Origin of the sequence: Lysinibacillus sp. FSL R5-0849, from assembly GCF_038595075.1 — a bacterium.
In the GTDB taxonomy this organism is placed as follows: Bacteria; Bacillota; Bacilli; order Bacillales_A; family Planococcaceae; genus Lysinibacillus; species Lysinibacillus fusiformis.
On sequence record NZ_CP152004.1, the window covers coordinates 1,170,001 to 1,191,136 of the forward strand.

Annotated in this window: 18 protein-coding genes; all 18 read left to right on the top strand. The window is 39.1% G+C overall.

Annotated features, from left to right (window positions below):
• Positions 1-165: 165 nt before the first annotated feature.
• On the top strand, positions 166-543 hold the full coding sequence (locus MKY80_RS05465; protein ID WP_342532322.1) for a 2-oxoglutarate ferredoxin oxidoreductase subunit beta: 378 nt from the start codon (positions 166-168) through the stop codon (positions 541-543).
• A 231-nt stretch (positions 544-774) separates the two neighbouring features.
• Positions 775-1,863 carry an extracellular solute-binding protein gene (locus MKY80_RS05470; RefSeq protein WP_342532323.1) on the top strand — a complete coding sequence of 363 codons (1,089 nt, stop codon included), beginning with the start codon at positions 775-777 and terminating at the stop codon, positions 1,861-1,863.
• Positions 1,853-2,689, top strand: coding sequence for an alkaline phosphatase family protein (locus MKY80_RS05475; RefSeq protein ID WP_342532324.1), 837 nt, complete (start codon positions 1,853-1,855; stop codon positions 2,687-2,689). Before MKY80_RS05470 ends, MKY80_RS05475 begins: the two co-directional genes overlap by 11 nt.
• Before the next feature lie 74 nt (positions 2,690-2,763).
• On the top strand, positions 2,764-3,609 hold the full coding sequence (locus MKY80_RS05480; protein WP_342532325.1) for an ABC transporter permease subunit: 846 nt from the start codon (positions 2,764-2,766) through the stop codon (positions 3,607-3,609).
• Positions 3,606-4,391 (top strand): ABC transporter permease subunit, encoded by a 786-nt coding sequence (locus MKY80_RS05485; RefSeq protein WP_342532326.1) that lies wholly within the window; start codon positions 3,606-3,608, stop codon positions 4,389-4,391. Before MKY80_RS05480 ends, MKY80_RS05485 begins: the two co-directional genes overlap by 4 nt.
• On the top strand, positions 4,388-5,389 hold the full coding sequence (locus tag MKY80_RS05490; RefSeq protein ID WP_008178894.1) for an ABC transporter ATP-binding protein: 1,002 nt from the start codon (positions 4,388-4,390) through the stop codon (positions 5,387-5,389). The genes MKY80_RS05485 and MKY80_RS05490 overlap by 4 nt, the downstream gene beginning before the upstream one ends.
• Complete coding sequence (locus MKY80_RS05495; protein ID WP_089985376.1) at positions 5,386-6,168, top strand: DeoR/GlpR family DNA-binding transcription regulator; 783 nt, start codon at positions 5,386-5,388, stop codon at positions 6,166-6,168. The genes MKY80_RS05490 and MKY80_RS05495 overlap by 4 nt, the downstream gene beginning before the upstream one ends.
• Complete coding sequence (locus MKY80_RS05500; protein ID WP_090001043.1) at positions 6,168-7,178, top strand: histidinol phosphate phosphatase domain-containing protein; 1,011 nt, start codon at positions 6,168-6,170, stop codon at positions 7,176-7,178. The genes MKY80_RS05495 and MKY80_RS05500 overlap by 1 nt, the downstream gene beginning before the upstream one ends.
• 78 nt (positions 7,179-7,256) lie before the next feature.
• Positions 7,257-8,561 carry an ATP-grasp domain-containing protein gene (locus MKY80_RS05505; protein ID WP_342532327.1) on the top strand — a complete coding sequence of 435 codons (1,305 nt, stop codon included), beginning with the start codon at positions 7,257-7,259 and terminating at the stop codon, positions 8,559-8,561.
• Between the two features lie 182 nt (positions 8,562-8,743).
• Entirely contained in the window at positions 8,744-10,288 is a 1,545-nt protein-coding gene (miaB, locus tag MKY80_RS05510) for a tRNA (N6-isopentenyl adenosine(37)-C2)-methylthiotransferase MiaB (RefSeq protein ID WP_008178889.1), read from the top strand.
• A complete protein-coding gene (locus MKY80_RS05515) occupies positions 10,289-10,726 on the top strand; it encodes a RicAFT regulatory complex protein RicA family protein (RefSeq protein WP_008178888.1) in 438 nt (145 codons plus the stop codon). It abuts the gene before it with no gap.
• A gap of 132 nt (positions 10,727-10,858) precedes the next feature.
• Entirely contained in the window at positions 10,859-11,515 is a 657-nt protein-coding gene (gene cotE, locus MKY80_RS05520) for an outer spore coat protein CotE (RefSeq protein WP_225316246.1), read from the top strand.
• Positions 11,516-11,642: 127 nt separating this feature from the next.
• Positions 11,643-14,225: a DNA mismatch repair protein MutS gene (mutS, locus tag MKY80_RS05525; RefSeq protein ID WP_342532328.1), complete on the top strand. Its 2,583-nt coding sequence runs from the start codon at positions 11,643-11,645 to the stop codon at positions 14,223-14,225.
• A 15-nt stretch (positions 14,226-14,240) separates the two neighbouring features.
• Positions 14,241-16,103: a DNA mismatch repair endonuclease MutL gene (gene mutL / locus MKY80_RS05530; protein WP_089985381.1), complete on the top strand. Its 1,863-nt coding sequence runs from the start codon at positions 14,241-14,243 to the stop codon at positions 16,101-16,103.
• A gap of 17 nt (positions 16,104-16,120) precedes the next feature.
• Positions 16,121-17,614, top strand: coding sequence for a glycerol kinase GlpK (gene glpK / locus MKY80_RS05535; RefSeq protein ID WP_089985383.1), 1,494 nt, complete (start codon positions 16,121-16,123; stop codon positions 17,612-17,614).
• An 18-nt stretch (positions 17,615-17,632) separates the two neighbouring features.
• Complete coding sequence (locus tag MKY80_RS05540; protein WP_342532329.1) at positions 17,633-19,279, top strand: glycerol-3-phosphate dehydrogenase/oxidase; 1,647 nt, start codon at positions 17,633-17,635, stop codon at positions 19,277-19,279.
• A 3-nt stretch (positions 19,280-19,282) separates the two neighbouring features.
• Positions 19,283-20,200, top strand: coding sequence for an alpha/beta fold hydrolase (locus tag MKY80_RS05545; RefSeq protein WP_089985385.1), 918 nt, complete (start codon positions 19,283-19,285; stop codon positions 20,198-20,200).
• Positions 20,187-21,089, top strand: coding sequence for a tRNA (adenosine(37)-N6)-dimethylallyltransferase MiaA (gene miaA / locus MKY80_RS05550; protein WP_008182020.1), 903 nt, complete (start codon positions 20,187-20,189; stop codon positions 21,087-21,089). The genes MKY80_RS05545 and miaA overlap by 14 nt, the downstream gene beginning before the upstream one ends.
• Positions 21,090-21,136 lie beyond the last annotated feature (47 nt).

Below are 21,136 nucleotides of genomic sequence, written 5' to 3' on the forward strand. Positions count from 1 at the left end.
GCTTTTTTTGTTGTATGAATGTATTGCATGTAGAGTTAGAAAACAGCAGTAATGATACAAAAATATGTGAATTCATATTCAAGTTGTGAAACTAAAACAAATACAAGGGGCTAGTAGAGGTAAAAATCTCCCCGAAAATGCTACAATAAAAGAAAAAAAGAGGCGATGCACGTGAATAACGTCATTGATTTTATTGCAAAGAAAAAAGAACGTGAAGAAAGGCAGCGTGCGCAGGATTTAGAGCGTTATGTGGCGACACACTGCAATTTCGAACAACCAGAAAATATTGATGCACTCGTTGAGGGCAAACTGATAGAAGTCAAGGACCACTCGTTATTTCTGGGCTTTCTGTCCATTTTAAAGGATGAGCATATAGAGCCGATGACTATATTTCAGGATGTCTTTACTTTAGAACCCGCTCGTTTTGAAATGTCTTACAATATGAGATGGTGGTCTGTTGTTCAACTAGCGTTTACATTTTTAACAATTTTAAAGGAAAATGAGCCGCATACATATGCTGATTTTTTAGGTCTCTCCAAATAATCTAAGTATGTGTACGTCTGGTCAATCACACGTACACATACAACACCCCCTATGTTCTTCAATTAATTTTTAATTCTCTATAGATCATTCTATTCATTCATAGATATTTATAATTTCTCAATAATTTTTACTAAATATTTTAACGACCTCCATACTTGCTTAATGTTTGTTTTATACCATTACAGGTGTAAGCAAATAAAAATAAACAAAAACAAATGGAGGGTCCAACACATGGCAATTCAAAAGTTGTGGAAAAAAGGCTTAATTGGTGCATTAGCTATTTCCATGTTGGCAGCTTGTTCAGACAGTTCATCAGGTGCAAACGAGGTAAATGAAGATGTAACGCTTGAAGAAATTACGACAAAAGCAAAGGAAGAGGGAACTGTCAATTCTGTTGGTATGCCTGATACATGGGCGAACTGGGTGGAAACTTGGGAGGAGCTAGGAACTGAATATAGCATTAAACACAAAGATACAGATATGTCGAGTGCTGAAGAGCTAGCGAAGTTTGAAGCGGAGAAAGATGATGCTACAGCAGATATCGGTGATGTAGGGATTGCTTTTGGTCCAATTGCCAAGGACAAGGGTCTAACGTTACCATACAAAACTTCTTACTGGGATGAGATACCAGATTGGGCTAAAGACGATGAAGGCCATTGGATCGTAGGCTATACTGGAACTATTTCATTTTTAACAGATAAAAATAATGTAAAAGATGCCCCTAAATCGTGGGAGGATTTAAAAAATGGCGATTATACAGTCAGCATTGGGGATGCATTAACAGCTAACCAAGCACAGTTTGCTATTTTAGCAGCTGCTATGGCATTTGGTGGGGATGAATCCAATATTCAACCTGGGATTGATTTTTTTGCTGAGTTAGCGAAGCAAGGTAGATTACAGGGTGATCCATCGGTCGCAAACTTAGAAAAAGGAGAAATTGATGTCGCGATCTTATGGGATTTCAATGCCTTAGGCTATCGTCACCAAATTGATGAGGACCGTTTTGAGGTAGTGATACCAAATGAGGGATCTGTTACTTCAGGCTATGCAACGATCATTAACAAGTATGCGAAAAACCCACATGCGGCCATGCTAGCACGTGAATATATTTTATCTGATGCAGGTCAAGAAAATTTAGCAAAAGGCTATGCAAGACCAATTCGAGACAAAGTAGACCTACCACAGGATGTTAAAGATTTATTATTACCAGCTGATATGTATAACAATGCTCAGCCAGTAAACGATCAAAAGCAATGGGAAGAAACAACGAAGCAAATTCCACAATTATTTCAGGAGCAGGTGTTAATCCATGCAAAATAAGAAACTAGTTCTTATTGTCGTTGATGCACTACGCTTTGATACTGCTTGTAGCCATATGGGATTTTTACACCATTTAGTAGAGCGAAAGGTAGCAGCGCGCTATAAAATTTGTTCGGAGGTTCCAGCGTTATCCCGACCATTGTATGAAACTATTTTAACAGGGACACCCCCCATCGTTCATGGTGTCACAAGCAATATGACCGTCCGTTTATCGACTCAAAAAAGTGTCTTTCATGTTGCGAAGGAACACGGATTGACTACTGCAGCCTCAGCCTATTATTGGGTAAGCGAACTTTATAACAGAGCACCATTTAACCATATGGCTGACAGAATTCAATTGGATACATCCTTACCAATTGACAATGGATTGTTCTATTTTGAGGATCATTATCCGGATAGTCATGTATTTGCAGATGCAGCGTGGCTAATGGATGAAAAGCAGCCTGATTTCCTTTATATTCATCCGATGAATGTTGATGATGATGGTCATAAATTCACTGCGGATTCCGCACAATATCGCAATCGTGTTTTAGCGATGGATGCCTTATTATCATTATTCATCCCAAAATGTATGGCGCAAGGGTATGAGGTTATTGTAACAGCGGATCATGGCATGACGAGTGATGGCAATCATGGAGGAACAACGGATGAGGATCGTTATGTTCCACTGTTTGTGATAGCCGATTCTATCAAGGCAGGGATAAATGAGGGTGTCGTTTCACAATTACAAATTGCACCACTATGCTGTCATTTATTGAATATGGAGCCTACTGATGAGATGGTGCCACTTTTGATTGAAGGTGTGTATGCAGCAAAAGAGGTTTAACTAATAATAGTCGCTCCTATTAGACTGACTGGAGCGACTATTATCCCCTTGAGCAGCAGTAATTATAGAAAGAAGTGATTGTGTTGATATCGAAGCGGCAATCCATTGCCTGGCTTTCTCCTTTTCTAGTATTACTATTATTATTTTTCCTTGTCCCTTTATTGTATATGCTCATAACTAGCTTTCAAAATAGTGATGGCTTTACGCTGGCACAATACAAGGGGGTTTTTACAAACGGCTATATTCTACAGGGGTTTAAAAATAGTATTACCTTATCCGTCATTTCAGCTATTATCGCGTTAATGGTTACATTGTTCGCGGTCTATGCCATGATGAAGTTTTCTGAGCCAGTAAGGGAGAAAATTTTAATACTAACAAATTTAACATCTAATTTTTCGGGTATTCCGTTAGCGTTTGCTTTTATCGTGTTACTTGGCAACAGTGGTTTATTTACACTGTTATTTGAAAAATGGGATATTGATGCACTGTCATCATTTTCACTTTATAGTTGGGGTGGTCTTTTATTAATTTATATTTACTTTCAGCTTCCGCTATCGCTTATGCTATTATATCCGATTTATGATGGAATCCAGCAGCAGTGGAAGGAGGCAGCTGCACTTTTAGGGGCATCCAGTTGGCAGTTTTGGATGAAAATTGGTTTACCAGTTATGCTACCAGGGATTGTCGGAACTTTTAGTGTGTTATTTGCTAATGCTATGGGGGCGTATGCCTCTGCCTATGCGCTGACGAGCAGTAATTATAACTTAGTGGCGATTCGTATTGGCTCATTAATTAAGGGTGATATCTTTGCCCAACCAGAGCTAGCAAGTGCGATAGCGGTCATTTTAGCCGTATCCATGGTAACGGCTATGTTAATTAGTGAGTGGAGCATCTCAAAAACAAGGAGGAAACTTAAATGAAGAAGAGGGGCTTGGCCGATTTATTTTTCCTCCTATTAGTTGGGTATCTTATATTGCCCGTTCTAGCAACGATGCTCTATGCTTTTGCATCAAAATGGAATAAAACGATATTACCTGAAGGATTTACATTAAAATGGTTTACCGCATTGTTTCAGGATAGTGATTTTATTCAAGCATTTGGACGTTCAGTATTATTAGCAGGAGGTGCTGTTAGTATTGCGCTCCTTGTTATTGTGCCAGCCATCTTCGTTATTGTCTTGTACTTTCCTACGTATGAAAAGTGGATACAGATGGCCGTTGTCATGGTTTATTCTTTTCCAGGAATCATTTTAGCGGTAGGACTTATCCGCGTTTATAGTAAAATAGGGATACCGATGATTTTCGTTGTTTTAGGGGCCTATGTTGTTGGCATTCTACCTTATATCTATCAGGGCACACGAAATAGTTTGCGAAATATAGATGCAAGGCAACTTCTTGATGCAGCTCAATTGCTTGGCGCCTCTAAAAGGCAAGCATTCACAAAAATTTTACTGCCTACAGTTTATCCCGGCTTATTTGCAGGTGCGCTGTTATCTTTCTCTGTTTTATTTGGCGAATTTGTCTTAATTAATCTTGTTGTGGGCTCTCGCTTTGAAACCGTTCAAATTTATTTAATGAAAAAACTGAGTACAAGTGGACATATTGCTAGTGCAGTAGTTTTCATTTATATCGTGCTGATGGGTTTATTAACATTTGTCATTGCAATAGTAACGAAACGATCGAAAGGTGCTACAAATCTATGAGTTATCTTGTTATTGAAGGGCTTCATAAAAACTATGGGTCATCAACTGTTTTATCGAATATTAATATGAAAATTGACAAAGGTGAATTTATTACTTTATTAGGACCGAGTGGCTGTGGAAAAAGTACGATTCTTCGTATTGTTGCAGGCTTAACGGATGCAACGGCAGGCAAAATTTCCATTGAAGGCAAAGATATGAATGGTGTACAGCCGAAGGATCGTCAAGTGGGGATGGTTTTTCAATCCTATGCACTTTTCCCGAATATGACCGTGCAAGAAAATGTCGCCTTTGGTTTGCGTATGCAAAAAGAGAATTCAGTTGAGCTAGAACAGCGCGTTCAAGACATGTTGGAGCTTGTTCATTTAAGCGAAAAAGCGCACGCTTATCCGAAAGAACTATCGGGAGGTCAACAACAACGTGTTGCACTAGCGCGAGCGTTAATTGTCCGACCTAAAGTATTGTTATTAGACGAGCCACTTAGTGCGCTAGATGCTCAAATACGTAAGAAGCTTCAGGCAGATTTACGGGCCATTCAACGGAAGCTCAATATGACGATGATTTTAGTAACGCATGATCAGGAAGAGGCCATGGCTGTTTCAGATAGAATATTTGTAATGAATAATGGCAGTATTGCGCAAAGTGGGACACCAACTGAGATTTATACAAGACCTGATAATGAATTTATTGCTAATTTTATTGGGCATTATAATGTTTTTTCTCGACAGGTTTTACAGCAAATGCTCGGAGAACCTTTACCAGAGCCACACCGTAAATTTGCGATTCGTCCTGAAGCTTTGCATTTCGATAAAAGAAATGGTGATCTGTGTTTAACAGGAATAGCGAAACAATCGTTAATGAGTGGCAATATCATTCGAACAATGTTTGAGGGGGAGGTCTTATTTACAATCGAGCAGCTGCATCAACAGGGCTATTCAATTGAAATGGGAGCAACCTATAAGTGTTATGTCGCAAAAGAAGATGTGATTGCATTATCATGACTTACGCAAAACTAGAAAGATTCGAATTCATATTAAAACAATTAGAGTGGGAAGGGAAAATTATTGTTGCGAATATTGCTGATGCGCTTCAAGTAGCTCCTGAAACAATACGAAGAGACTTTGATGAATTAGAGCAACAGCGTTTGTTAACAAGAGTGCATGGTGGGGCTATTAAATATACGAACGTACGCAATGAGCCTGCCTTTTTGCGTAAGCTACAAATGCAGAAAGAGGCTAAGCGTCAAATTGCTCGTATGGCCGCAAAACGGATTAGCGATGGAGATACGATAGCAATTGATACGGGGACGACAACGGTTCATATTGCAGATTTTCTACTAGCTGTTGACGATATAACAGTTGTTACAAACTCGATTGCAGCAGCTGTCCAGTTTAATTTAGCTATAGAGGAAAGACGCATGACTGGGAAGGTTATTTTACTAGGTGGTACCGCGAATCCGCGACAATCCTCTGTCGCAGGAGCTATGACTTTGGAAATGTTAGATAATATGAATTTTGATAAAGCATTTATTTCATGTGGTGGCATTAGTGATGGTGTTGTTTACGATTATGATTTAGATGAATCTCTCATTTCAAAAAAAATGCAAAAGCATAGTAAGGTCAATTATTTATTAGCGGATGCATCGAAAATGAATGGAAAATCATTTTTTCAAATTTGTCATCTTGAAGAATGTACGGAAATTTTTTGTGAAAATACCTGTCCATTAGAATGGCAGGCTTATGAAGAAAAATGGACGGTATGTAATGGAGGGAAAAGTTGATGACAATTGATTATCATGTACATTTAGAAGAGGGGCCTTATTCATCGCGCTGGCTAGAGCGTACATCACAGGCGCTTGAGTTCTTTCAACATGTGGATGCTACTGCACAGGGTTCAAAGGAGCAGATGACCTTTCAACTACAGAGGTTAACAAAGAGGGTTCAAAATGGCTGCTATAGTGAGGAATGGTTGGATTTATATCTTCAGCAAGCAAAGCAGCTTGGTTTACGAGAGGTTGGCATTGTTGATCACTTATATCGTTTTAAGGAGACTCGTGCTTACTTCGAGCGCTTTATGAAATTGGACGATAGTAAGATTGGTCAATTACAGCGATATTGGCTAGATCGTGTCATGACAGAAAATATCGATACTTTTGTCTCTACCATTCAGCAGGCGAAGGAAAAATGGCACCGAGAAGGCATTGCCTTGAAGCTAGGTATAGAGGCAGATTATTTTATAGGTGGGGAAATGGAGCTAACTTCATTATTAGCCGAACATCCGTGGGATTATGTAATCGGTTCAGTCCATTTTGTAGATGGCTGGGGCTTTGATAATCCCCAAACAGAATATCTATTTAAGCAAATGAGTCCGCAAGCATTACAAGAAAACTATGAGCGATTTTTTATGACTGTTGAAAACATGATTCAGTCCAAACTATTTGATTTTGTGGCCCATCTTGACAACTTTAAAGTATTTAATTATCAGGTAGAGGATCAGGCATTTCTAAAAGTTTGGTATGAACGTATCGCACAAGCTTTAACGTCAACTGAAACTGCCACGGAGATCAATGCCGGGTTGTATTATCGTTATCCTGTAAAAGAAATGTGCCCTGGCCCTCGCTTTTTACAAACCTTACTTGACTATGGGGTTATTTTTACAGTTTCCTCAGATGCCCATTTCCCTGATGATTTAGGAAAGCATACATTTGCCAATACAGACTTGCTAAAAAGCCATGGGGTTCAATCCATCGTCTCTTTTGAACAACGCATTAAAAAATTTATAGAAATATAGATACGGGAGAAGGCACTAAAGTTTTTATATTAGTGTCTTTTATTTGTGCTACATATGTCCAATCTAGTTCGCATACAAATGAATAAATTCATTTTTACTAGAGAGGTGATCCAATTGTCATACCTACATGTACAACCATTTTTGCCTATTGTTATACAATCAGGACAGCATGCCTACGGGGTAGCTCGTTCATTTTATGAGGCCTATACTATTAAGAGCCTTGTCATCGAGCCAGCTAGAAAGCGGGGGAATTTCCAATCATTCTTCTCCAGTGGTACGCGGGGAATCGCTACGCAAAATAGTCGTATCCTTGACTTTCGATATGTAGAGAATTTAGATGACCCTAACCATTTTGTACAAGCGCTGTTGACGCTGGCAAAGCAGTTTCAGCATCAACGATTGATATTATTAGTTTGCGACTGCTTCTACGCAGAGCTGATCATTAAAAATAAAGAGCAGCTAAAAAAATATTTTATTTTACCCTATATCGACCAAGTTTTGCTCAAGAAGGTTCAAACAAAGGAAAAATTTTATCAACTTTGTGACTTGTATAAGTTAAAATACCCCCAAACAGTGACTGTAACAAAGGAACAACAGACAAACTGCTTCATACCATTCCAATACCCAATCATTATTAAACCTTCCAATTCTGTGGCGTACTCTAGCTGCTCCTTTCCTGAGAAGAAAAAAATTTATCTAGTCCATAATGACAGTGAGATGCAACAGATTGTTCGCAGTATTTATAGCTCAAGCTATCAGGACACTTTAATTTTACAAGAGTTTATCCCCGGTGATGATTCGTTCATTCGCGTATTAGACATCTATGTAGGGAGAGATAAAAAAGTGAAATTGATGTGTTTAAGCAATAAGCTTTTTGAGGACCCCTCCCCGCAAAACAAAGGTATCTCTTTAGCTGTCATGATCGATTATGATGAGCAATTGATGGATACAATCCGGCATCTGTTAGAGGACATCGGTTATACGGGTTTTGCCAATTTTGATATGAAATATGATCCGCGTGATGGGGAGTATAAGTTATTTGAGCTCAATTTACGAGCCGGTTCTTCCAGCTATTATGTAACAGCGAGCGGCCATAACTTCATGCAATATGTAGTGGATGATTATTTATTCCACATCCCGCTTGAACGAACATATGTCCAAACTAAGCATTTGTGGTCACTACTGCCTCCAAAAACTTTATATAAATGTATGGGAAATGAAAAATTAAAAATTGAAGCCAAACGATTAGTGAAACAAGGCCGATATACAAATGCTTTATTTTATAAAGAGGATATGAGTATGAAGCGTTGGGTCAAGCTGAAATTATACAATGGATACTTATATATAAAGCATAGGAAGTATTTTATTGATCGTAACGTTTAGCTCTCTTATTAGATAAGATAAAACTTGAAATTGGACGGATTTATCCTTTCAGCTACTTGTAATTAAGTCGAAACCACGACATTTGAAGCGCAAGCCTTGTAGGAAGTATCAACTATTCAGTATAATAGTAAGATGGAAATTCAAGTGCATGGATTTCGTTTGAAAGGAGTTACCTGATTGCGATGAATGAGGAACAACGCTTAGCTAATCAACAGGTCAATCAACCAAAAAAAGAAGACAAGCCTGAAAAGGATTACAGTAAATATTTTGAGAAGGTCTTTACGGCACCTTCCTTAAAAGATGCTAAAAAACGTGGTAAAGAAGATGTGAAATACCATAAGGATTTTAGCATTGATGATCAATTTGCAGGAATGGGTAAAGATCGTACTTTCTACATTCGTACTTATGGCTGCCAAATGAATGAGCATGACACAGAAGTAATGGCTGGTATTTTTATGCAGTTGGGTTACACACCAACTGAAATAATTGAAGAGGCTGACGTCGTCTTGCTGAATACATGTGCCATTCGAGAAAATGCAGAAAACAAAGTATTTGGAGAACTTGGTTTCCTGTTGAAATATAAACGAAAAAACCCAGAGATGCTAATCGGGGTTTGTGGCTGTATGTCGCAAGAGGAATCGGTTGTAAATAAAATTTTAAGAAGCTATCCACATGTAGATATGGTTTTTGGAACGCATAATATTCACCGCCTTCCAAACATTCTTAAAGAAGCGTATATGTCGAAAGAAATGGTCGTAGAAGTTTGGTCTAAAGAAGGCGATGTGATTGAAAATCTGCCGAAGAAACGTCTTGGTTCCATTAAAGCATGGGTTAATATTATGTATGGTTGCGATAAATTCTGTACGTATTGTATCGTACCGTATACACGTGGAAAAGAGCGTAGTCGTCGTCCAGAGGAGATCATTGCTGAGGTCCGAGAGCTAGCGGCAGCGGGCTATCAGGAGATTATGTTGCTTGGTCAAAATGTCAACGCTTACGGAAAAGACTTTGAGGATATCGAATATCGTCTTGGGGATTTAATGGATGCTTTAAGAAAAATTGATATTCCACGAATTCGTTTTACAACGAGTCACCCTCGAGATTTCGATGATCAACTAATCGAAGTACTTGCAAAACGTGGTAATTTAGTAGAACATATTCATTTGCCAGTACAATCTGGCTCTAATGACATTTTAAAAATTATGGCTCGTAAATATACACGTGAGCATTTCCTGACATTAGTAGAAAAAATTAAAGCTGCAATTCCTGAAGTAACATTAACGACAGATATTATCGTTGGCTACCCAAACGAAACGGAGGAACAATTTGAGGAAACGCTTTCCCTATACCGTGAAGTTGGCTTTGAGGCAGCATTTACGTATATCTATTCTCCTCGTGAAGGGACTCCGGCTGCAAAAATGGTCGATAATGTACCTGAAGAGGTGAAAAAGGAACGACTTCAACGTTTAAATGAAGTGGTGGGTGAGTATTCACGCAAAGCCTTAGAGCGTTTAAATGGTGAGGTTGTCGAAGTATTAGTTGAAGGAACAAGTAAACGACGAGATGATGTGCTAGCAGGCTATACGCGAAAAAATCGTCTGGTTAACTTTAAAGCACCAGCAGAAGTAATTGGTCAATTAGTAAAAGTTAAAATTATAGAGACTACATCTTATTCACTTACTGGTGAGTTTTTGGAAGTCGTAAAAAATGAAAAGGTGGAAGCGTAAATGACACAAATCTTATTCACAAAAGAAGATTTAATTAAAAAATCACATGAAATTGCACATATGATTGCAAATACACCAGAGGTTGAATTTTTCAAAAAGGCAGAAGCTCAAATCAATGAAAATCAACAAGTACGTGAACGAATCGCAAGTTTAAAAAGTTTACAAAAACAAGCGGTTAATTTCCAACACTTAGGAAAAGAAAAAGCGCTAAAAATGATAGAAGATAAAATTGCTAAAATCGAAGAAGAAATTAATGACATTCCAGTTGTTCAACAATTTAAAGAATCGCAAGGCGATGTAAATGATTTATTGCAATTAGTATCAAATACGATCGCTAATAATGTAACAAATGAAATTATCCGCTCAACAGGTGGCGATGTGCTACGTGGTGAAACGGGTTCATATGTAGACAATTCTCAACCAGGTAGCTGTTCTTAACAGATTATAGAAGTAAAGCTCGAATGACAGCATTCGAGCTTTTTTATGTTTATTTCTATGGGGGAATGCTCTCGCTATAGCAGTCATCTTTCGAAAAGAGTTGTGGAGGAATCATTTAATTCTCTAAAATATATGTTCACCCAATGGGCGCTACCTGCATATGATGGAGTGAAAAGAGTCGAAGGAGGAATTGCGCTGAAACGTTTACGACAAATCGTGACGAAAGCAGTAGTTGCCAAAGGGAAGAAGAGAACGGAAGAGCGTGTAACATTATCACCAACAAATAAACCGACAAGTATTTTAGGATGCTGGGTAATTAACCATACTTGCTCTGCTAAAAGAGTCGGGAAATTTGTAGAAGTAACAGGGAAATTTGATGTCAATGTATGGTATGCCTATAGTAATCATTCAAAGACAGCTGTGTTTTCGGAAACAATTCACTATAAAGACAAAGTGAAGCTTCACTATCGAGAAGGGGAAATTAGCGTTGGTGATGATGTTCGTGTACGGGTAATACAAGAACCGAATTGTATTGAAGCAGTAATTTCTTCATGTGGGACGAAATTTGAAATTGTAGTAGAACGTGAAGTGGTTGTGGAAGTAATGGGTGAAACAACAATTTGTATTAGTGTACATCCGCTAGATTATGAAGAAGACTGGAGCCTTAATGATGAGAGTTCATCATCATCGTCCTCATCTAGCTCAAGCTCAAGCTCATCGTCAAGCTCTGATGGAGAAGGTAGGTATGTATTAGAGTCATCATCGTTTCCTGATGAACGACCAAGATAATTTTAGAAACCATTATTTTTCGATACATGCGAAACGCTAGCATCTTAAAAAAGGTGAATGAAGCGTTTCGCATGTATCTTTTGTTATAATAAAACTATCTATAGGTAAGAGCGAGGTAAATATTTATATGACAACATATACACCAATGATGCAACAGTATCTACAGGTTAAAGAAGATTACAAGGATGCCTTTTTATTTTTTAGATTAGGTGACTTTTATGAAATGTTTTTTGAGGATGCCATTAATGCCTCACAAATTCTAGAAATTACGTTAACGAGCCGGGATGCTGGCGCAAAAGAACGAATTCCAATGTGTGGTGTGCCGCATCATTCGGCTAAAAATTATATTGAAACACTTGTGCAAAAAGGCTATAAAGTGGCTATTTGTGAACAAACAGAAGATCCAAAGCAAGCAAAAGGCGTGGTCAAACGTGAAGTCGTTCAACTCATCACACCCGGTACAATTATGGAAGGTAAGACACTTGAAGGGAAATCCAATCATTTTATTGGAGCAGCCGAACAACTGGATGACACAACATTTGGCTATGCATATCTAGATTTATCAACAGGTGAAGCCGTGGCTTCGTCCATTGAAGGCGATGGCAAAGCATTATTAATGCAAATGCAGGCCTATGGTATTCGGGAACTTATTGTAACGGATGGTTTACAGTTATTGTTAGCAGAACATGCTGCAAATGCCGCCATTGTACTGTCAGTGGAAACCGATGAAATGACGGTGGATAAAGCAGCTAGCTATGTAGAAGCTGTTCCATCAGCCCTACAAATTTCATGCCTTCGATTATTGGCCTATATAGATAAAACACAAATGCGTTCGTTATCACATATTCAAGCATTTACGTTTAATGAAATGAAACATTATTTACGCATTGATTCTAGCTCAAAGCGAAATTTAGAGCTCATTCAATCCATTCGCGGTGGAGATCAAAAAGGGACACTGTTATGGTTGCTCGATGATACCGTCACAGCAATGGGTGGCCGTAAATTAAAACAATGGCTCCATCAGCCGCTTGCCACACGCTCAGCTATTGAGTCTAGACTAGCGATTGTGACTGATTTATTAGAAGAATATTTTGTTCGAACAGAGTTACAAACTGCCTTAAAACAGGTATATGATTTAGAGCGGCTAGCTGGTCGCGTTGCTTTTGGCAATGTAGGTGGCCGTGATTTAGCGCAATTACGTGATTCGTTGCGCCAAGTGCCAGCTATTCAGCAGCAGTTATTAGGTGCGGGTAAGGAGACACTTCAACAACTAGGGGCAGCTCTCGATACATGTACAGCTGTTGAGGAGCTTTTAGCAAATGCTATAACGGATAATCCGCCAATTACCATTAAAGAAGGGGATGTGATTCGAGATGGCTATCATGAACGATTAGACGAGCTTCGATATGCCGCTCGCAATGGTAAGGATTGGATTGCTCAGCTCGAGCAAGAAGAGCGTTTGAAAACAGGCATTAAAAACTTAAAAATTGGCTATAATCGCATCTTTGGTTATTATATTGAAATTACAAAATCGAATATCCATTTAGCGGATTTAACTCGTTATGAGCGCAAACAGACGCTAGCTAATGCAGAGCGCTATATTACACAGGAATTAAAAGAAAAAGAAGCATTGGTTTTAAATGCTGAAGAAGAAAGCCTTACACTAGAGTACAACCTATTTGTAGAAATTCGAGATGCATTAAAGGAATTTATTCCACGTGTACAAGCACTGGCAGCAAGTATAAGTGAGTTAGATGTTTTGCTAAGCTTTGCGAGCATCTCAGAAAAATATCGTTTTACAAAACCACAATTCCATAATGGACGAGCGCTTGAAATCATTGAAGGTCGCCATCCTGTTGTAGAAAAAATGTTGAATAAGCAAATGTATGTACCAAACGATTGTGTGCTAGAAGAACAGAATAATATGATGCTTATTACTGGGCCGAATATGTCTGGTAAAAGTACCTATATGCGTCAGGTAGCATTAATTGTTGTCATGGCACAAATGGGCTGCTATGTACCTGCTGAAAAGGCGAAGCTACCTATTACTGACCAAATTTTCACTCGCATCGGTGCAGCTGATGATTTAGCAGCAGGGCAATCTACATTTATGGTAGAAATGCTTGAATCTCAACACGCCATTATGCATGCTACAAAAAACAGTTTAATGTTATTTGATGAAATAGGTCGTGGTACCTCTACTTATGATGGGATGAGTTTAGCTCAATCCATGATGGAATATATTCATGACAAAATCGGTGCTAATACGTTGTTTTCTACGCATTATCATGAATTAACAGCTCTTGAAAAGGATTTACCACGCTTACAAAATGTACATGTCGCAGCGACCGAAAAAAATGGCATGGTTGTGTTCCTGCATAAGGTGAAAAAAGGTGCTGCTGATAAATCATATGGTATTCATGTGGCACAATTAGCGCAATTACCAGAAGAAATTTTGGCAAGAGCACGTGTGCTATTGGAAAACTTTGAGGCTGGGAACGAAGTAGTGGCTGAAACACAGAAAATAGTAGAACCGCCACTGCAAATGTCCTTATTTACTGAAGAAGAGCCAATTGCACCAGCTGGGGCAGAAGCTGGGGCAGAGGTGTTAAAAAAATTAGAGAAAGTTAATATTTTAGGAACTTCACCGATGCAGGCAATGAATATTTTATATGAGTTACAGCAAGAGTTATTAAACATGAAAAAATAAAGGAGTGATTCGTTAGTGGGAAACATACAAATTATGGACGAATGGCTCTCCAATAAAATTGCAGCAGGAGAAGTAGTTGAAAGACCAGCTTCAGTTGTCAAAGAGCTTGTAGAAAATGCGATTGATGCGGGAAGTACGTCCATTGATGTTTTTTTACTAGAAGCGGGTCTCACTTCCATTCAAGTAATTGATAATGGTAGCGGTATGGATGAAGAGGATGCCATCATGTCATTCTCTCGCCATGCAACAAGTAAAATCCATCAAGAACATGATTTATTTCGTATTCGGACATTGGGCTTCCGTGGTGAGGCATTAGCATCTATAGCTTCTGTTTCAAAAATGACTTTAATTACATCGAACGGTGAATCCGGTACACATTTAGAGCTGGAGGGTGGTCATATGTTGACGCATAAGCCCGGCCCTTTACGTAAAGGGACAGATCTGACGGTATCACAATTATTCTTTAACACACCTGCTCGCTTAAAATATATGAAAACTATTCAAACTGAACTTGGGCACACTATAGACTTAATGAATCGTCTTGCGCTTAGTAACCCTCAAATTGCTTTTCGATTATTGCATAATGGTCAAATATTACTCCAAACAAATGGACGAGGAGATGTGCAACAAGTGCTTGCTGCCATTTATGGGGTACATAATGCTAAGAAAATGGTGTCATTCCAAGGGGAGTCACACGATTATCGCATTTCTGGCTATGTGACCCTACCAGAGGTGACGCGGGCTTCAAAAAATTATATGTCTCTATTCGTCAATGGTCGCTGGGTTAAGCATTATTTAGTACAGAAAGCTATTGTTGATGCCTACCATACGTATTTACCGATTGAACGTTTTCCTATTGTGGTTCTTTATATAGAGGGAGATCCATTTTTGACAGATGTTAATGTGCATCCTGCGAAACATCAAATTCGTTTAAGTAAGGAGCCAGAGCTTTTAAAATTAATCGAAGACACTATCCGTGAAAGAATACGTAGCGTTATTCGCGTACCACAAATGGAGAAAAAAGAAAAAATCGTCAAGCCGGCTACAGAGCAATTAAATATTTGGAAGCCTGCACCTCAGATAGATGTGGAGAAGATGAATGCAATTGTAGAGAAGTTATATGATGTGCAAACCGTTCAAGAAAACAATCGAGAAACTACAGTAGAGCCAGAGCCTGTTTCTACTATTGTGGAGGATTACGCGCAGCCTATTCAGCCATTACAGGCTGAAGAAATAGAAGAAGTAACTGTTGTGGAGCAACATGAGGAATTAGTAAATGAGATGGCTAAGGAACCGTTCCCTGAGCTAGAAGTAGTCGGGCAAATCCATGGCACATACATTGTCGCCCAAATGGAGGATGGTTTTTATTTAATTGATCAACATGCTGCACAAGAGCGCATTAAATATGAATTTTTCCGGGAAAAGGTCGGACAAGTTAATCCACATGAGCGTCAGGCATTACTGCTTCCACTAACATTCCATTATGCGGCCGATGAGGCACTTTTATTACGAGAACACAAACATGAATTAGAAGCAATAGGCGTATTCTTAGAGGAATTTGGACAATCTTCCTTTGTTGTACGCGAGCATCCTAGCTGGTTCCCTAAAGGTGAGGAACAGGAAATTATTGAAGATTTAATTGAACAGGTGCTGACGACTAAAAAGGCAGATGTAAAGAAATTACGTGAAGCCGCTGCGATTATGATGAGCTGTAAAAAATCTATTAAGGCCAACTATTATTTAACGAAAGAACAAATGGAAATATTGCTGAGAGATTTACGCAAAGCTGATAATCCATTTACATGTCCACATGGACGTCCAGTGCTCATTCATTTTACATCGTATGAAGTGGAGAAAATGTTCAAACGGGTCATGTAGTGAAAAGGGGGAAAATAATGGGCGAATTTATTTTAGCAATTGATCAAGGCACAACAAGCTCAAGAGCTATCTTATTCAATAAAAAAGGTGAAATTGTTCATGTAGCACAAAAGGAGTTTCAGCAAATTTTTCCGAAGGCTGGCTGGGTAGAACATAATGCCAATGAAATTTGGGGTTCGGTCCTTTCAGTAATTGCAACTGTCTTAACAGAAAGTGGGCATGATGCTAGTGAGGTCCATGCTATTGGAATAACGAATCAGCGAGAAACAACCGTAGTGTGGGATAAACATACAGGAAAGCCTATTTACAACGCCATTGTCTGGCAGTCGCGTCAAACGCAGGAAATCGTGAATGACCTGAAAGAACAAGGGCATGAGGAGCTTTTTCAGCAAAAAACGGGATTACGACTAGATGCTTATTTTTCAGCCACAAAAATTAAATGGATGTTAGATCATGTAGAGGGCGCCCGTGAAATGGCTGACAATGGAGATTTATTATTTGGCACGATTGATTCTTGGATTGTTTGGCGATTATCAAAGGGAAAGGCCCATGTTACCGATTATTCAAATGCGGCTCGAACGTTACTATACAATATTCATGAATTACAATGGGATACGGAACTTTGTCAGCTATTAGATATTCCGATGTCGATGCTTCCTGAAGTGAAAAATTCATCAGAAATTTACACTGAAACGGCAGCAAGTATTTTCTTTGGCGAAAAAATTCCGATTGCCGGTATTGCGGGTGATCAGCAGGCAGCACTTTTTGGTCAAACTTGTTTTACAAAAGGAATGGCTAAAAACACTTATGGTACTGGCTGCTTTATGTTATTGAATACAGGGCAACAGGCAGTAAAGTCGGAAAATGGGTTATTGACGACAATTGCTTGGGGAATAGATGGTAAGGTGACCTATGCATTAGAGGGAAGTGTTTTCGTAGCAGGCTCAGCGATCCAATGGCTACGAGACGGACTACGTATGATTCGGACTGCTGAGGATTCAGAAACCTATGCTAAAAAAGTAGCCAATACGGATGGTGTCTATGTTGTACCTGCCTTCGTTGGACTAGGTACACCTTATTGGGATACAGATGCTCGTGGTGCCATTTTTGGTTTAACGCGTGGCACGTCTAAAGAACATTTCATCCGTGCGACACTTGAATCATTAGCCTATCAAACGAAGGATGTACTCGATGCGATGGAGGAAGCAGCCGGTGCACCTATTGAAGTACTCCGTGTAGATGGTGGTGCTGTAAAAAATGAGTTATTAATGCAATTCCAAAGTGATGTTTTACAGTTGCATGTAGAACTGGCAAAACTCAATGAATCAACAGCACTAGGTGCAGCTTATTTAGCAGGACTTGCTACAAATTTTTGGCCAAATCAAGAGGTTTTATCAGCACTGTGGGTAAATGGTCAAACCTACCAGCCAAAAATGGAAAAAGACCAAGCGACAGCTCTTTATGCTGGCTGGCAAAGAGCTGTAGAGGCAACACGAATTTTTAAATCTTAGCTATTGGGGGAAAAAGGTATGTTTTCATATGAGCATCGTCCAAAAATTTTATATTATTTAGAGCACTATAGTTTTGACGTTTTAGTCATTGGTGGAGGCATTACGGGTGCAGGTATTGCCCTGGATGCTGCCTCAAGGGGATTGTCCGTCGCATGTATCGACATGCAGGATTTCTCTGCTGGAACATCGAGTCGATCGACTAAACTCATCCATGGTGGACTACGATATTTAAAGCAATTTGATGTAGGAGTTGTAGCAGAGGTGGGACGTGAACGTGAAATCGTCTATGACAATGCTGTTCATGTGACAACACCAGAAAAAATGCTTTTGCCTTTATATAAAAAGGGTTCCCTTAGCCCAATGACAACATCTCTAGCCTTAAGAGTTTATGACCGTTTAGCAGGTGTCAAAAAACAGGAACGTAGAACGATGCTAAATGTGCAAGAAACATTAGCATTAGAACCTTTACTCAATCAAGAAGGACTTGTGGGTGGAGGCTATTATGTTGAATATCGTACAGATGATGCACGTCTTACAATTGAAGTATTAAAAAAAGCTGTTGAATATGGGGCACTTTGTCTTAATTATGCGGAGATGAAGGAGTTCATCTACGACAAGAAAAAGCTTGTTGGAATTAAAGTAGAAGATCATTTAACAGGACGCATGTTGAATGTACATGCTGCTCAAATTGTCAATGCTACAGGTCCTTGGGTGGATGATGTACGACAAAGGGATAAAGTAGCTGATAATAAGCAATTAAGATTGACGAAGGGTGTTCATATTGTCCTGAATCAAAAAGATTTTCCATTAAAGCAAGCAGTTTATTTCGATATTGCTGATGGACTTATGGCATTTGCAATCCCGCGTGATGGTAAAACCTATGTAGGTACAACGGATACTGTCTTTGAGGGCAATCCAGTACATCCTGTTGCAACACAGCAAGATGTGGACTATTTAGTTGAGGCGGCAAAGAAAGTTTTCCCTACCGCCAATATTACAAGAGCTACAATTGAATCATCGTGGGCAGGCGTTCGTCCATTAATTTATGAAAAAGGAAAGAATCCTTCAGAAATTTCAAGGAAAGATGAAATTTGGACGGCTCCGAGTGGTTTAATGACGATAGCAGGTGGCAAGCTAACAGGCTACCGCCAAATGGCAGAATCGATTGTAGATAAAATCGTAAAAACCCGTCGTTATAAGCATGCGAGTGCATCCATCACTCGAGAATTATCATTGTCAGGAGCAAAGGGTATTAACGCCATCAATTTCCCAGATTATATTGCTTATAAAGCTCGAGAGGGTGTTCAGTATGGTTTAAATTATGATGAAGCCAAGCAACTTGTCCAAAAATATGGCACGAATGTGGATGCTTTATTTGATCGTGTAAAATACTTACATGAGCATGGTAGTACAATGCCACTTACTTTACATGCGATGCTATTATATGGCTTAGAAGCTGAAATGGTCTATACTCCAAGTGACTTCTTTATTCGTCGTACTGGCATGCTATATTTTGACATTGAAGCAGTCAAGCTCTATAAGCAACAAGTGCTTCAAGTGATGCAACAACACTTGAATTATACGGAGGAACAACGAAATGCTTATATGGCTGAATTAGATCAAGCCATCATGGATGCCACTATTTTCGTGAAAGAAGGGGAATAAGCGATGGAGCGTTATATTCAAATGTCGGATGGACATTTTGTATTCACACGAACACTAGAATCTAAAAGGACATGTATTGGACATATCCATATTTTACACGGCATGGCAGAGCATAGTGGTCGTTATTTAACATTTGCTCACACGCTTCAAAATGCCGGCTATGTAGTGACGATGCACGATCATCGTGGACATGGTGAAACAGCTGCTTATAATGGAACTTTAGGATTTTTTGCTGAAAATAACGGCTTTGAACGTGTTGTAGAAGATGCACATGAAGTCATTACTCAATTACATGCACCGGTTGCTGACAAACCGCTCATTATTTTTGGTCATAGTATGGGCTCATTCATTACGAGACGCTATATCCAACGGTATGGGGGACAGGTAGACAATGTTGTGCTCTGTGGAACTGGCAATGTTACAGCTTTACATGCAATTGGTAATATTGTATCCAAGGCTTTAGCAAAAGGTCTTGGTAAAGAGACAGAAAGCAGGCTCCTCAATCAATTAAGTTTTGGTAGTTTTAATAAGCAGTTTCCAAATCCGAAGACTGCCTATGATTGGCTATGCTCCGTACAGGGAGAAGTTCAAAAGTATATAGATGATCCATATTGTGGCTTTATTCCAACCAATCAATTTTTTGTAGATTTGACTACAGGCTTTTCAATATTGAATCGCAAAAAGGAGATTGCCAAAGTAAGAAAGGATCTTCCAATACTTTTGATAAGTGGCAGTCAAGATCCAGTCGGTGAACAGGGACTAGGCGTGTACGCAGTGGCAGAACAATTAGCAACTGCTGGTGTGGAGGATGTCACTGTTTATTTATTTGAAGATAAGAGACATGAAATTTTAAATGAAGACAATCAAGAAGCAGTCTTTCAACTATTATTACGGTGGTTAGAAAAATATGATAGAAAATAAATTACAGCAGGCAGAGGTTGTAGCAATAGTGGGACCAACTGCTTCTGGAAAAACAGCATTAAGTATTGAACTTGCCAAAAAGTATAATGGAGAGATCATTAACGGTGATTCCATGCAAGTTTATAAAGGGTTAGATATAGGTACGGCGAAAATTACGGAAGAAGAGATGGAGGGAGTCCCTCATCATTTATTAAGTTTTCTGGAGCCGACAGAATCATTTTCAGTGGCCGATTATCAAAAGCTAGTCAGAGCGAAAATTGCTGACATACAAGCTCGTCATAAGCTACCGATTATAGTAGGTGGCTCAGGCTTATATGTACAAGCTGTTCTGTTTGATTTTCAATTTACTGATGAAAAAGTGGATGAGGCAGCACGTCAAGCCTATTATGATGAATTAGCGAAGCTTGGTCCTGAGGCCATGCACGGTAAATTAAAACAACTAGACCCTCAAACTGCAGAGGCCATTCATCCAAATAATACACGTCGTGTCATTCGCGCATTAGAGATGCTAGAATTAAGCGGTGTATCGAAGGCAGCTGAAGCTCAAAATCGAGGTGAAGTGCCTCTCTATAATCACTTGATCTTAGGTCTAGGTCAAAATATGTCACGAGACGTGCTTTATGACCGTATTAACCGTCGTGTCGATTTGATGATGGAGAATGGGCTTTTAGAAGAGGTCAGAGGGCTATGGCAACAAAATATCCGAGGTGTGCAGTCTATACAAGCCATTGGTTATAAGGAATTATATGATTATTTAGATGGTAAATGTTCGCTAGAAGGCGCTCTTGACAGCTTAAAACAAAACTCTCGCCGCTATGCGAAAAGGCAACTTACTTATTTCCGCAATAAAATGGATGTCCATTTTGTGATGACAGATGAGCAATTATAAAATTAAAGAAAAATTTCTAAAAATTACTAATTGATAAATTGGTAGAA